This is a genomic window from Peribacillus sp. NPDC094092, from assembly GCF_050279365.1.
Lineage (GTDB): Bacteria > Bacillota > Bacilli > Bacillales > DSM-1321 > Peribacillus.
In genome coordinates this window covers 338,419-353,224 of record NZ_JBNNUC010000004.1, presented here as the reverse complement: position 1 = coordinate 353,224, position 14,806 = coordinate 338,419, and the positions used below count along the sequence as shown (strand labels likewise).

General features: G+C 39.4%; 10 protein-coding genes and 2 pseudogenes. 7 read left to right on the top strand and 5 right to left on the bottom strand.

Features of this window, described 5'->3' with window-relative positions:
• Positions 1 to 115 precede the first annotated feature (115 nt).
• Together trhA and ACQKNS_RS20080 are read left to right on the top strand one after the other, a co-directional pair.
• Positions 116 to 760 (top strand): PAQR family membrane homeostasis protein TrhA, encoded by a 645-nt coding sequence (gene trhA / locus ACQKNS_RS20085; RefSeq protein WP_427645029.1) that lies wholly within the window; start codon positions 116 to 118, stop codon positions 758 to 760.
• Between the two features lie 97 nt (positions 761 to 857).
• Positions 858 to 1,343: a YusW family protein gene (locus tag ACQKNS_RS20080; RefSeq protein ID WP_427645028.1), complete on the top strand. Its 486-nt coding sequence runs from the start codon at positions 858 to 860 to the stop codon at positions 1,341 to 1,343.
• A gap of 275 nt (positions 1,344 to 1,618) precedes the next feature.
• Here the strand turns inward: ACQKNS_RS20080 and ACQKNS_RS20075 are convergent, their stop codons facing one another.
• Positions 1,619 to 2,191, bottom strand: a complete 573-nt coding sequence (locus ACQKNS_RS20075) for a biotin transporter BioY (RefSeq protein ID WP_427645027.1) — start codon at positions 2,189 to 2,191, stop codon at positions 1,619 to 1,621.
• Between the two features lie 320 nt (positions 2,192 to 2,511).
• Here ACQKNS_RS20075 and ACQKNS_RS20070 point away from each other — a divergent pair, with 320 nt between their 5' ends.
• Together ACQKNS_RS20070 and ACQKNS_RS20065 are read left to right on the top strand one after the other, a co-directional pair.
• A complete protein-coding gene (locus tag ACQKNS_RS20070) occupies positions 2,512 to 3,030 on the top strand; it encodes a hypothetical protein (protein WP_427645026.1) in 519 nt (172 codons plus the stop codon).
• Between the two features lie 20 nt (positions 3,031 to 3,050).
• The gene (locus ACQKNS_RS20065) at positions 3,051 to 4,583 is read left to right on the top strand and encodes an SPFH domain-containing protein (RefSeq protein WP_427645025.1); all 1,533 of its coding nucleotides are present in this window, start codon (positions 3,051 to 3,053) and stop codon (positions 4,581 to 4,583) included.
• A gap of 1,076 nt (positions 4,584 to 5,659) precedes the next feature.
• On the opposite strand, the gene ycaC is transcribed toward ACQKNS_RS20065, so the two are convergent.
• Positions 5,660 to 6,295 carry an isochorismate family cysteine hydrolase YcaC gene (gene ycaC / locus ACQKNS_RS20060; protein WP_427645024.1) on the bottom strand — a complete coding sequence of 212 codons (636 nt, stop codon included), beginning with the start codon at positions 6,293 to 6,295 and terminating at the stop codon, positions 5,660 to 5,662.
• 392 nt (positions 6,296 to 6,687) lie between these two features.
• Here ycaC and ACQKNS_RS20055 point away from each other — a divergent pair, with 392 nt between their 5' ends.
• Together ACQKNS_RS20055 and ACQKNS_RS20050 are read left to right on the top strand one after the other, a co-directional pair.
• Positions 6,688 to 7,947: a glycosyl hydrolase family 18 protein gene (locus tag ACQKNS_RS20055; protein ID WP_427645023.1), complete on the top strand. Its 1,260-nt coding sequence runs from the start codon at positions 6,688 to 6,690 to the stop codon at positions 7,945 to 7,947.
• 910 nt (positions 7,948 to 8,857) lie between these two features.
• Positions 8,858 to 8,977: pseudogene (locus ACQKNS_RS20050) on the top strand (ring-cleaving dioxygenase); the annotation flags it as partial.
• 142 nt (positions 8,978 to 9,119) lie between these two features.
• Here the strand turns inward: ACQKNS_RS20050 and ACQKNS_RS20045 are convergent.
• Both ACQKNS_RS20045 and ACQKNS_RS20040 read right to left on the bottom strand, forming a co-directional pair.
• Complete coding sequence (locus ACQKNS_RS20045; RefSeq protein ID WP_427645022.1) at positions 9,120 to 9,773, bottom strand: glycoside hydrolase domain-containing protein; 654 nt, start codon at positions 9,771 to 9,773, stop codon at positions 9,120 to 9,122.
• Between the two features lie 584 nt (positions 9,774 to 10,357).
• Positions 10,358 to 11,680 (bottom strand): FAD-binding oxidoreductase, encoded by a 1,323-nt coding sequence (locus ACQKNS_RS20040; RefSeq protein ID WP_427645021.1) that lies wholly within the window; start codon positions 11,678 to 11,680, stop codon positions 10,358 to 10,360.
• A 670-nt stretch (positions 11,681 to 12,350) separates the two neighbouring features.
• Here ACQKNS_RS20040 and ACQKNS_RS20035 point away from each other — a divergent pair.
• Positions 12,351 to 13,589 (top strand): annotated as a pseudogene (locus ACQKNS_RS20035) (IS110 family transposase).
• 498 nt (positions 13,590 to 14,087) lie between these two features.
• Here ACQKNS_RS20035 and ACQKNS_RS20030 read toward each other — a convergent pair.
• Positions 14,088 to 14,783: a response regulator transcription factor gene (locus ACQKNS_RS20030; protein WP_427645020.1), complete on the bottom strand. Its 696-nt coding sequence runs from the start codon at positions 14,781 to 14,783 to the stop codon at positions 14,088 to 14,090.
• Between the last annotated feature and the right edge of the window lie 23 nt (positions 14,784 to 14,806).

Sequence of the window (14,806 nt, the reverse complement as noted above, 5' to 3'; positions counted from 1 at the left end):
GGTAATCTAATTAAGAGGTGTTAATCAAGTTAATATTCACTTTTCTATATTGCTTGGAGAATCTGATGTATACTTAGTGAATACAAAAACTAATCCGGAAATAAGGAGCTGTAACATGGCTAATACACATGTTTATACAAAAAAAGAAGAAGTGGTCAATGCGATAACCCATGGTGTCGGCGTTTTGTTAAGTATTGCAGCACTAGTGTTTTTAATCATATTCTCAGCCCAAACAGGATCGGCTTGGCATATAGTCATTTCAGTCATTTATGGTGTTTCCATGCTACTTTTATACCTCTCTTCCACTTTAGTGCATAGTTTTCCAGAGGGCAAAACAAAGGATATATTTGAAATCTTTGATCATTCGGCCATCTATATTTTCATTGCAGGGACATACACCCCCATCATGCTTCTTGTGATCCAAGGGTCACTAGGCTGGACACTGCTGGGTATAATTTGGGGAGTTGCCATAATCGGGGTCGTCTTCAAAGCTTTCTATGTGAAAAAATTCCTCTTCCTTTCGACGATTCTCTATATTGCAATGGGGTGGATGATAGTTATCGTTTGGGGACCACTTACAGCAACGATGCCTTCAGCTGGTATCCAGTTACTGATTGCAGGTGGATTGCTTTATACGTTTGGAGCCATATTTTATGTTTGGCGCGGTTTTCCGTTTCATCACGCGGTTTGGCATGTATTCGTGCTTGGGGGATCTGTCACACACTTTTTTGCGGTATTGTTTTATGTCCTTCCACTATGATCACTTGGTCGAATTGGTGTATGTGAGGGATTCTGGAGTTTCAATTGACCTCTATTAGGAAATAAATAAGGTATACAGACTAGAGGAGGAAAAAACAATGAGAGGATCAATCAAAATATTATCAGTGCCTTTTGCCGCTATGCTTGTTTTGGCTGGATGCGGAGAAGAAAACGATGAAGTGAAAAATCCGCCGGTACAGGAAAATGAAAATCAAGCGGAAAATAATCCTGAAACAGAAACGGATAATAATGAAAAACTGCCTTTCACTTATAAGGATTTTCAATTGGAAGTGGATTATACAGGCAATGATAACGAATACGAAGCTGAATATGATACCATGGGAGCTCAAACAGAAGCTTCGATTGAGGACAAACAAAACAAACATGAAGTACACGGTGATGAAGCCATGAAAGAATTGACCCCGATTCTAGAGAAATTGACATTCAACAAAGATTCATCAGAGGAGGAAGTCATTCAAGAAGTGACAAAAGCTTTTAATTTGAAAGATGGCTATCAAGAATTTGATTTAGAGGTCGTTTTCGAAGATGGTACAAAAAAAGAATATAAAGTGAATAATAAGTAACTAAAGTCGTTACTATATTCATCATAAAGGCTCAGCTAGTTCATGTTGTCCTCAATAGTTGTCAAATTACTGTTCCTATAGTAAAATGGTTACGGTTAGCAAAGGGGATACTATACATTTGCTATTCATATTCGGACTTATGGGGATAGGACCGCAATAAATACTTGCAAAAAAGATTCTTATTTAAGAGTCTTTTTTTTGGGCATGTTTTCGGGAAGTTGAATATAAATGAAAGAGAGGGTACCACAAGCGGTACCCTCTCTTTCATTTACCCATCATTGGGAAAGTGGTGCATTTTTTTTGGGCAGCATATTAGCCGAAGCTAACCTTGAACGGATTGTAATGCCAAGCCATGATGCAAGGAATGCCTTTAAAACGCCTACGATTATAAATGGAGCAAAACCGCTGGCAAATGCCACTGGCCAAGATAATGAACTCATATATTTTAACCAAACCGTACCGATGACCAAAGTAATTATCATCCCGATTGTATTTGCAAGGAAAGCCATTGCAACCGAGAAACGGGTTTTTTCCAATATCAGACCCGTAATATATACTGTTGGGATATAGGATAATAAATAACCGCCTGTCGGACCGAATATCTTAGCTAATCCTCCAGACATTTCAGCGAATACGGGCACTCCCGCTGCCCCTATGAACAAGTATAATAAAACGGAAGAAGTTCCATAACGTGAACCGAGTATCGTTGCTGCCAGTCCAACCGCAAGAGTTTGTCCTGTAATCGGGACCAAGGGCAGTGGAATTGTAATTTGGGCAAGTATTCCTATAATTGCTGCAAATAAAGCTGTAATCATCATCATTCTTATCTTCTCATGACGTTCATTCATTGTGCTTCCCCCTAATGTAAACCTATTTATATGGCGAGTTAACATATAAAGAATTTTAATATGTTAACTAAACACTGTCAATGATATTCTGGATTTTAATTCATTAATGATTTATTAGACGACAATGTTTGTAAAAAATAAGAGTAAAATTCAAAACTTGGAAAATAAATGAAACTTTTTTAATGCATCATTCGTATGAATGGTAAGCGAAGTTAATGGAGGGGATTATAACTATAGACTATCAATGTTGGTAAAACGCTTATCCCGGGCCCTTAAAATAGTAAGCGGCTTGGAAAAATCGAATTTAAAGGATGAAAGAGATGGAGTTATTTGGGGTTCCATTAGAAACAGTCTATTTATATGGATTAATTATATTCGGGGGGCTAACATTCTTATTTATCTTGTTTAATGATATATTTTCCGGCCTTGAATTACCGGATATATTTAACCCTACACTCATTTTTAGCTTTTTGACCGTGTTTTTTGCGAGTGGTTTTTTGCTTGAATCCCTTTCAGGACTACATGCTGGATTGACTGCAGGCATTTCCCTGATCATTTCATTTACCATCGTCACTTTACTGAATGTATTTGTTTTGCTTCCCATCTCATCAGCGGAAGAAAGTTTGACATTTCATGACAATGATTTGAGGGGGAGGGTCGGCAGAGTTCTGACATCAATCCCGGTTGACGGATTTGGGGAAGTCCTGATTGAAAGCATCAGTGGAAGCATTGCAAAAACTGCAGCCAGTTATAAAAATGAAGGAATTGTTTCGGATACAAAAGTCTTGATCATCGAAGTTAAAAATGGGGTTGTCTATGTATTGCCCCATCAGGATTAAAAAAAGGTAGGGGGTAGTTTATGTTTAATTTGATTTGGGTTGTCGTCGCCATTGTTGCATTTTTACTTATCGCACTTATTGCTGTCTTTATTACGAAATACCGCACGGCCGGTCCTGATGAGGCATTGATCGTGACCGGAAGCTACTTGGGAAACAAAAATGTTCACACCGACGAATCAGGAAATAAAATCAAGATTGTTCGAGGCGGAGGCGCCTTCGTTCTGCCGGTGTTCCAGCAAGCAGAACCATTGAGCTTGTTGTCAAGCAAACTTGAGGTTTCAACTCCTGAAGTATACACAGAACAGGGTGTGCCAGTCATGGCTGATGGTGTATCGATAATCAAGATTGGCGGTTCAATCACCGATATTGCCACAGCGGCGGAGCAATTCCTTGGTAAATCCAAAGATGACCGTGAACAGGAAGCGCGGGAAGTTTTGGAAGGACATCTTCGTTCCATCCTTGGGTCGATGACAGTCGAGGAAATTTATAAAAACCGCGAAAAGTTTTCCCAGGAAGTACAAAGGGTAGCCTCACAGGATTTAGCTAAAATGGGGCTCATCATCGTATCATTCACCATTAAAGATGTTCGGGACAAAAATGGGTACCTTGAATCCCTTGGTAAGCCAAGGATTGCACAAGTGAAGAGGGATGCCGATATAGCTACCGCAGAAGCAGAGAAAGAAACGCGAATCAAGCGCGCCGAAGCTTCGAAGGAGGCACAGCGTGCCGAACTTGAAAGGGCAACCGAAATAGCCGAAGCCGAGAAAATCAACAAGCTGAAGGTTGCGGAATTCCGTCGCGAGCAGGATATTGCCAAAGCCCGTGCTGACCAAGCTTATGATCTGGAAACAGCCCGCTCCAAACAGGATGTAACCGAACAGGAAATGCAAATCAGGATCATCGAACGGCAAAAGCAAATTGAGCTGGAGGAAAAAGAAATCCTTCGCCGTGAAAAGCAATATGATTCAGAAGTGAAGAAAAAGGCGGATGCCGACCGTTATGCGGTAGAGCAGGCGGCTTCCGCAAATAAAATGAAACAAATAACGGAAGCGGATGCCGATAAGTATAAAATCGAAGCCATGGCGAAGGCGGAAGCGGAACGTGTTCGTATGGATGGTCTTGCTAAAGCGGACGCACAAAGGGCACAGGGTACGACAGAAGCGGAAATCATCCGGTTAAAAGGGGTGGCAGAGGCAGAAGCCAAGCAGAAGATTGCCGAAGCATTTGAACAGTTCGGCCAGGCAGCCGTCATGGATATGATCTTGAAAATGCTTCCGGAGTATGCCAAACAAGTGGCAAGTCCGCTTAGTAATATCGACAAAATTACTGTAGTGGATACAGGTGGAAGCGGTGCGAATGGCGGGGCCAATAAGGTGACTGGGTATGCAACGGATTTAATGGCCACATTGCAGGAGTCATTAAAGGCATCTTCGGGAATTGATGTTAAAGACTTGCTTGAGAACTTCTCTGGCAAGAGGAGTTTACCATTTACAACCATCAGTCAGGAGAATGTCGAAGCGAACATGAATATGGCAGCAAGCAAGGAAGAATAGCAGGGAAAAATTTAAGGGAGGTAAGAGCACTTATATGCTCTTATCTTTTTTTGAATAGTTTTTGCTTTATTTGGCCTTTTTACTTAACAAATATATTCGTCATAGTCGGTTTTCAAGTAATTCATCATCTTTTGTTTTTTAAGTGAAATATAAAAAAGTTGCAGAAAAGCTGAAGTTGAAACTACAAAGAATTGAATGCTTTGAATAAAGAAACCCGCAAGATAAATGATGTTATTGCGGTTGAGCCCCCTGGTGACATTGTTAATAACATTTAATTTATCTCTGATTTCCGTGTTAGAAGTATAAGAAATCCACCATTTTGGTGGTTTATAAATGTGCGATTCGTTTATTAAAAACCCACTCTAAAGGAGCGAGTGGATGAGTAGCTTATCTTTGATGTTAATTGTTCACTTATATATATGCTGAATTTAGTCAGCTGGCCTTGGACCAGCGGCAATTCGGGAGTTTTCTGCAGTCATTATCGGGAGAAAATTCGGATGCTAAGTACAATAATTTATTGTGAATAACTGGTTGATCTGACGAGTTTTTTGCTATTCTTGATCTTTAACACATAGGCTTCACATATGTTTTCTTCCAAACTCAGAATATCGATTTTAAAGCGATGTTGAAGAGTCCAAGAAATGGCTGTCGAACTTCTTTGTTACTGTCTCTCCCGGTTCTCACATACTTAGCAAGAAAAAAGAGCTTTTCATTAAAAATAATCGTACTTTTTTTATTGTCAGATTTAATACTAAGTTTATAGTGATTTTTATTCCTTCTAGTATTTTCTTCGCAATTACAACATTGCTAATGATATAGATAAAATCTATTGAATGTGTGATGGATTTGCACCAGCCTTCATAGACCAATCTTTCTTTGGGGCTGATAGAAACCCTTACGGCAATCCGTAACAGTTGGGCAGAAGGGCAAAAAAGTGGAGGATGTAGCAAGTGCAGCAAAACTTAAAGTAATGATTTCGAAATCTGTAAAAAGGCAATAGAATTGGAAGTGCTAACCGGTAACCTTACCGGCCAGCTTTTTTAGTGTCATATGAAAAAATTGAGAATTTAATTTTTCTACTTGTTAAGATCGTTCTGAGCTCCCTTATAACTCCCGATTACATTTTGATAGCCCGGAAGTTGGCTGGCAAGTAAAGCGCCAAAACCTTCGCTATCGTTACGCCAATCGCGTTGTAATTCGGACGCCACGCTAAACCAGTTCATAAGTTGCGCGCCAGCATGTGCCATTCGCATCAGCGCGGCGTTCGCAACCTGTTGGCTGAATGTTCCGGAAGCATCGGTAACGACAAATGCTTCATAACCCGCTTTCAATGCCGAAAGTGCTGGGAAAGCAACGCAGACATCAGTAACCACACCGGCAATGATAAGTTGCTTCTTGCCAGTCGCTTCGATAGCCTTGACAAAATCCTCGTTGTCCCAGGCATTAATTTGCCCTGGACGAGAGATCTTTGGCGCATTTGGGAAGAGATCGACGAGCTCCTGCATTATTGGACCGTTCGGGCCATTCTCGAAGCTCGTGGTAAGAATAACGGGGAGATTGAAAAATTTGGCAGTATTAGCCAGAGCCAGGACATTGTTCTTAAACTCATCAACACCGTAGTCACGCACGAGTCCAGAGATAAGGCCGGTCTGATGGTCAACAAAAAGAACGGCGGCATCCTCCTTCGAAATACGGGAATAGAGATCAGTCATTTTGTATTCCTCCTTCAACAAGTAAATATAAGACAGACATATTTTCCCCAAATTAATAAATTTGTATTCGCTTGATCAAGAAGCGAATTCCAATTATTAGCCTAGTTAATTAGGTTTCTTTCAATATTTTTTTATGTATTAATAGCGTGTTTGCGAAAAGTCATTTCCATTGTTGTTGTCCATAATTATACTTTTTTAAACCGATGGCTAGATCCAAAAGAACTTTTCTGTGAATTGCTTCCGAAAGCTGCTTATTATCATTTTTAAAAAAACATCTGCATATAATTTTTGTTATAAAGTGAATGGTCATTCTTTTGTGATTTTCTTAAAGACATAAGGAGGGAATTATGAGGTTTTTAATTTGAGATAAAGAAAGATGAAAGAGGTGCCATATGTTTATTTACATTGTTAAAACGGGAGACACCTTATATTCCATCGCGACAAAATACCGAATTACTATGGATAGTATAAGAATCATGAACGGCTTAAAAACAGATCGATTAGTACCAGGACAGGATTTGCTCATTACGACAGATGTATATATTGTACAACCTGGAGATTCGCTATACTCCATTTCTCAAATGGCCTTCCTCCCTATTGAAACGATTCGGTTATATAATGGATTACACTCCGATTTATTGATGGTTGGCATGAATATCTATTTGCCGCCCCGACTTAAGTATGAAGCAGAGAACCTGAGTTATATCACGCCTTCTAGCCCTGAAAAAAATATCGCCAATGTTGAAGGCTTTGCTTCTATTAATACCTATTTTGGTATATTTGAATATCATATCCTTGGAGATGGAAGTTTAAGTACACTTGATGATCAACAACTTATCAATCTATCATGGGAAAATAACGTTGCCCCGCTTGCAGTGATTACAAATTTAACCGAGACTGGATTCAGTCCTGAATTAACAAGGCAAATATTAAATAATCCGGAGATAAGGGAACGAGTTATTAATAATATTTACAATTTGGTGAAGACAAAAAATTATGCCGGGGTGAATATTGACTTTGAAAGAATCCGTGAAGGAGAAAGAGATTTATATAGTGGATTCTTGCGAGCTATACGAGATCGATTAAAGCCTGAAGGATATTATACTTCTGTAGCCATCCCAGCGAAAACAAGTGATGACATCCCTTGGTTAAAGGGATATGATTACGGAGGCATTGGGTCTGCTGTTGACTTTGTTTTTATCATGGCCTATGACTGGCATGAGGCGAGCGGTCCGCCGGGTCCTGTCGCTCCTATCCAAGAAGTAAGGAAAACCATCGAGTATGCTCAAAAATTTATGAGAGGGAATAAAATTATACTTGGTGTTCCACGTTACGGATATGACTGGACGATGTCAAATGGAACGGCTTTAAGTGCACGTGCTGTTTCCGTCTCTAATGCCATTGAGACAGCTATGAAATATCAAGTTCCAATTCAACATTCCATTCCAGACCAGCAGCCTTTCTTTAGCTATCGGGACGAAGCGGGGGCAAGGCATATCGTTTGGTTCGAAGACTCGAGAGCCCGTGCCCACAAGCTGCAATTGGTTGTAGATTATCGATTAAGGGGGATAGGAGCCTGGCAAGTAGGGTTACACTTCCCTCAATCGGCATATTTAGTAAATGAATTTCTGAGGCGAAGAAGAGTGATTTAAACGTAAAAAAAGAACCGGGAATATTTTTGGTTATTTATGTTATAGTTCCCAGTCTAGGGGGTGGGGTGTGATAACTATAAATGATAATACAAGACAGTTTTATGGCGGCTTTGTTGGCAATTAGCGTTTTGAAGGGTACTCCAGGATGGACACAAAGGCAAGGGTATATCACCATGATGAATTAAGACGGGTGCCCCTAATTGATGAAAAAGATCTTTAGGGGAATTTCTTAGTGACTTAGAAAACACCTTTAGCAAGATATCATTTTAATAAGGATCATTTCTTTAAAAAAAGAACCTGCTGTCGAACAATCTTGTTCAATAACAGGTTCTTTTGTTATATCGTTAAAGAAATTTAAAAGGAAAGCTTTCAATGAATGATACATATTGCAAAGATTACAGGAAATAGGTGTCGACTTGATTATTATTTAATCACGAACACATAAGTTTTGAGAGGGATATGGATCTTAACACTTAGCCGATTTATACTAAGTTCCGCTTGAAAGTCTAGTTATTATAAAAAAAAATCTACTTTTGCTTTATTAAAGTTAAGATGTTTCAATGGCTTGGATAACACTTAATCTATATGTACCTACATGACCCTGAATGCCGGATCGTTAGTGTACGTTTAGACATTCTAAGCCTGGTTCGTTGTTTACTTCACCTGGTGCCTATGATTGTCTGTGTTAATGTGATCAGTGAATTAAACGGAGAAAGATACATGGATCACGATGTTTTGCAAACAAGTTGAGTTGTGACAACCAGACCAGAGAGCTTGCTTAATTTACTTATGGGCAGAAAGGGTTCCACATCTATACGGGCTTTCGATTAGATTATTATATGAGTTTCGATTGAGATAGTGTTGTTATTCATCATAACCTCTTGATTTAGGTAGTGGTATTCCGTAAATAGGACAATATCCATCTCAAGTAACGGACCAGCTAGACCATTAAGTATTTGAAACTGGTGAAGGAGGAACTGGTGCTGAAATTCACTTAGAAGAAAGTACGGAACTCCCACCTGAACTCCCTAGATATCAGTATTGTTATTCAACAATCGGGCTCGCTTGTTGAACTGCAGAGTGAATGAATGAAGTGACGACATTTACTTTTTTGTATTGTGAAATTGATAAATATGAAATGTAAAATACCCTGTTGAAAAAACGGGGTATTTTTATGACCATAGAATATTTACTAAGCTGCTGTTAGCTAAATTAGTATCAATTGGACACTGTGTTACTTTTCGACTGTATTGCCAAGCCCATACGTTTCCACCACAATTAGGGGCCTTCGGTTTATAATTTGGGGGATTACGAGGACCACTTGGGTCCAACTCTGGTTCAGCACTCCATAATATATTTTGTATTTTTACCTTTGCATTTTCTTTTGCTGCATTACAAAACGCTTTATTAAAACCACCTACCACTGGATCATTGTAAATACCACTTTTATATCCACTTGTAAACATTGCTTCCGTCCAACCTTGAATCCATTCATTATCAACTTGAAAAAATCGCTCGACATTCGCAAATAATGGGACACCTTTTGGTATTCCGAGTTTTCGAGCATTAAATACTGCATTATTTGCAGCTACTCTTCCCTGTCTATATCCTTTTGCCTCTTGAAAAGAATTATAAATAGGTAATAATTTTACACCTTTACTTTGAATAAATGAGATTTCCTGTTTTGTTAACCCTTCCGAAGCACCAGGAACTCTTACCATGTATCTTCCCCAAAATTTCGGATATCCAAAATTACGTATAACACATTGAAATAATTCTTCCGTTACATTCTCAGCTGAGTCAACTCCCCATTCGTAAATTGCCAATTTCAACACCTCCCATATAAGTTATGCTAAGAACACTTCGAAGGATTTTTCTTAAGAGATAACGATTAGAAGATGCGGCAAAACCCAACTCTTTCCTTTATTCTTCGATGAAAATGACTTTTTGAAGGAATGTACTTAAACTAATGGGAAGAATTCAATAAATGCCAACGACTTTTTAGCGTTGCTCATCATCGGTAAGTAATTACTAAAAATACTTCCTATAAAATTCTTGTCTAAAGCTTTCACTTTTCTCATGCCCTAATAAACTCTGACTGTCTTTAAGAGGGGGCAACCTTTTGATAATAACAAAATACATCGCTCTCTCAAAAATATTGTTAATAAGCAAATATTGAATTTATTCTCGATATTGAAACGGAAGAGACTATTTAACTATCGTTAGCAGTTTAGTGGAAGAATCGTCCGTTGAATAGTGATCTTGATAAGAAACAGATATAAAAATGCTTAGAGTTATAAACACTCATTCCTATAAAGAATTGGAGAATCTTAGTGAATGTCGTCATAGTCGGCGTCTAAATTAAAACCCAATTACACTAGCCTACTTTTAATCACGGTTTTAATATTTTTTATTTTGGAATGCTTTGTTCGAAGCGGAATAGATTCTCTGGATCGTACATTTGTTTAACCTTTTTCAGTCTCGCTAAGTTTTCTCCGAAATATGCAGTAGCCCAATCAGGAATCATGGAGTCGCAGTAGTCGCGAAATGCGCCGCGAGTATAGGGGAGCATGGATTTACGGAATTGCTCAATCCATTGAATATTTTTATCTGCTTCCGCATCCTGCACCCAATACGATTGGTATTGGATCACGAACAAGGCTTTGCGGTGTACGAATGCCGTTGCATTGGTGGGTACTTGGCTAATCGAACCACCATAGGAGTCAAACGCGATCACATTAGCTGTGCCGGGGGCGGTTTGCAAGTTATGGATCAATACGCCAAGTGCCGCATCTGACAGAGGTTCGTAGGCATAGGCGGAAGAATGTTTAAATTTGTCTTGCTTTACCAATCGTCCTGCAAACAGGCGGGCTGCTTCAATCCAAGTAGTGTAGTGGAACTCAGCGGTCTTGGGCTTAGTCGCCTCTTGCAGAGGACGCATAATCTGCCTGAGCTCTTGTTCCGAGCCGACAAATACCCCGCTGGAACGGAGATCGCCCTGGTTTTGCGCAGGAACTAATAACAGGGATGTCAGACGTGCATCGGTATGGGGAGCCCACGTCTGCCAATAACGCACCACTTTTTCGAGATCGTCAAAGTCCCATGATATTCTGTAACGAGTGACATTCTCGATCGGATGCACACGAAAGGTAAAGGATGTGATCACACCAAAGCTGCCGTCTCCCCCACCACGGCAAGCCCAAAACAGGTTGCTGTGCTGACTGTCATTGGCACGGATAATCTTGCCTTGCGGTGTAACCATTTCCACCTCGAGCACGTTATCGCAGGTCATTCCAAATAGCCTGGACAACAACCCGTATCCTCCTCCTAGCGTTATTCCGGATACACCGATCGTCGGACACGTCCCGGATGGGATGGTTACTCTTTCTTTCCAAAGCGCTTCGTACAAAGGTAGCAAACGGAACCCCGCGCCGATCTGCGCCGTGCCACCTTCTTTATTGATTTGCAGCTTTTGCAGCCCGCTTACATCAATGACGAGACCGCCGTCTACGAGGGAAAATGCTTCATAGCTATGTCCACCGCTGCGTACGCGAAAAGGAAGCTGTTGCTTACGTGCCCATAGGATCGCGTTGACAACGTCCTGTGTGACCTCACAGTAAACGATCACTTTTGGGAATTTGTTAAAACGGCCGTTATAATTTTGTCTTGCTTCGTCATAGCCGGGTGAGCCTTGCAGGATCACACGCCCGGTTAGTCCTTCAATGCTTGCCATGGGACGATACCCCCTTAAAAACGTAAGATTCGGAGAGCCTTATACAATCCATATGTAAAATAAGAAGAAACAGAACTGATGGACATATTCTCTCTGATTTGGACAGACTGATTCCATAAATCAACCTTTTCCGGTCAAAGTTGAAAAAGGAACTGGAACTTCAGTTGATTAAAAAGAAACATACGCTTTAACCTGTTGAAGAATTGACATAGAAGGTTGCATAGAAAAAGTTGTTTAAAAATTGAAAAAGACAAAAGGATCTGACTATAAATGGGTTAGATCTTTCTTTGTATGCGTTTGCATGAAAAGGAAGAGTGCTAGGGGGATGATAAAAATAGAACGGACAGTGATTTTTTATATTATCGTCCGTTTGATTTGAAGGAGTTGTGACTGCTTCTTTTTATAGATTTGAAAAGAATTTTTTTAACCGTCCAACCGCTTCTATCAGTCTTTCCGTCGGAGCAGAGAGGGAGATTCGGAAATACCCTTCTCCACGGTCACCGAAAGCAGATCCAGGGGGTACAACGACCCCCAGCAGGATAGCATTCCTGTAGTTTTCAGCTTTGAAAAAAAGGGCTCCTCAGTAAGCTATAAGTAAGACACCACTCTAACTTAAACCCTAAGGAGGAACCCTAATTTGAAGTTTAAAATGCAAGATAAACAAAATTAAATAATTGGAATAATTTCCAATGAACAACTTGTTGTTGGAGTGGATATTGCCCAACAATTACATGTGGCTAGAACAGTGAATTCCATTGGAATTGTTATCTGAGATCCACTTACATTTGAAAATAATGAAGATGGGTTTGCTAGTATATTAAAATGGATGGATATGCTTCAAAGATTAAATAAACTGGAGGTAGCCATCGTGGGAATGGAACCTACGGGACATTACTGGATTAATCTTTCAAAATGGCTATTTAAACAAGGAATTGAGGTAGTAACGGTAAACCCCCACTTAGTAAAAAGGAATAAGGAAAATCGTGATAATACTAAGTAGAAAAGTGATAAGAAACATGCCCTGGTCATCGCTGATATGGTGAAGAACGGTTACTACGCCTTTGTCAGGAACACTTCAGAATCATTTGAGATACTTAGGGTCCTTATGTCTAACCGTGATGTGATAGTTAAACGACTCGTTAGCACTATTAATCAATTAAACCGTTGGGTTGTATTGTCGTTTCCAGAACTCAGGCAAGTATTTAAAGACCTGACTGCTAAAGGGGCTATTGCCACACTTCGTTTATTTCCATCTCCATTGGAACTGCGTTCCCTGAAACCTGATGATGTTGTTTCAGGATGGAAATCAATAATGAAGAGGCAGCCTGGATTAAAGAAAGCTCAATAACTTCTCTTGTTAGCAATGAAATCTGTCGGCACAATACAAGCACTTGAAGTGTATAAATTTCATTTGGAACAATTATTAGTGGAGTATGATCTTTCAGTTTTACAACTCGAAAGAGTGAAACAAGAGGTTAAGGATGTATTTAAACAAATACCTTTTGCCAAGAAACTGCTTGCCATAAAGAGAATTAGTGAAATTTCTTTAGCTGGAATATTAGGTGAACCAGGAGATCTAAATGGTTTTTCACACGATAATTCTTTACTTCGGCACGGGTTGCATCTGGCTGAAGCAAGCTCTGGAAAGTGGAAAGGCCAAATTGTCATCTCTAAGCGAGGGTGATCCAGGCTAAGGCGTTTCTTTTACTTAGCCACCATGAGTCTTGTGATGAATAACACGGTATTTCAAGCTATTCACTCCCATAATGTTAAAGTGAAAAAAATGAAGAAAATGAAATCGATTATGAAATTGGCAGGTAAGCTAGCTAGGGTATTTGATGGAATAGCGCGCAGAAACGAGTCTTATTGTGCAGATAAAGTTCAACCTATAACTGGTCTGGATGCGTAGTTTTAAAGGGGGATTTCTAACAGGAATTCTATGGGGTGTTCTGAAGTCTGTAATGACTTTGGAACAACCCTTAGTGTGCTATCTGGTGTTTTTTAAAAAGTGGATTCCCTAACTTGGGAACGACTTTTTCTGATTTTCTAAACAAAAGATGCAATAACTTATAAGATTTGGCTCCGATTTGTGAATGCAGTATTACCAAGCTATCCAAACGGTTTCACAACTTAGATTTATATATAAAAGGAGAAAATGATAAAATATGGCCATGCAATGGTATCGGCTTTTCGCCAAGTTTTAAAATTGCAGCTCCAAACGCTAAAGAATGATGCTAATTTAATATAATGTTTGTTAAAACCATGTTGCATGGGTGGTTTGTGTGTAGGTTTTAAAATTAAAACGGATGATGTTCTATTGGTTAAAACTTGTGGTCCTTCGATTGGACATATTTTTGCATGATGGAACCCCTTCTTAGAGATTAATTAAAACGCTTTCAATTTAGCGCTATGAAATAATTCCTTTTCTAAATAATTCTCCAATGGCATGTGAACGATTATTTGCGCCGAGCTTTTTAACCGCTGTCTTTACATATTGATTAATCGTTAATTCGCTAATTTTCATATGATCAGACATTTCTTTTGTGCTTTCTCCATATGATATCCTTCTCATTACTTCTAATTCTCTTCGACTTAGGAACTGCATTCCCTCTTCATTATTCCAATTAGCGGTCACTTTTCCAACTAATTTCCCATAAAGGGTAAAAGATGATAGCAGTTGATCATCGATCATTGTACCTTCTGCAAAATCTGAGCTGCATATATAACCGAAGACAAACGAACCAAAGCAAATCGGAACAACTAACAGGGAATTGAAGTTGGAAGTAATGGTATATTTGCTGCCCATTTGTTTAAGATATTCATGCCCTTTGCAAAATTTTGCTTTCTTTTCACTAATAGCTGAAAAAATAATGGGAATTGAACGAATATCATCACGAATTTCACCAATATGTACACCCCCTGTTGAATCGAGGAAAATTACTCCTTCAGCAAGATGGCCTAGAGGAGAGTATCTTAGCAAATAAGAATTTTGGACAGGGAAGAGTTCCATGTAAATCTCTAATATTTTAAAAAGCTGTTCCTCGTGACTTGAAATAGAGCCAAGCCCTTGAATAGATTCTTGAATGGTAGAGTAAGAAACCATAAAACATCCCCTTTTTAAGGGAT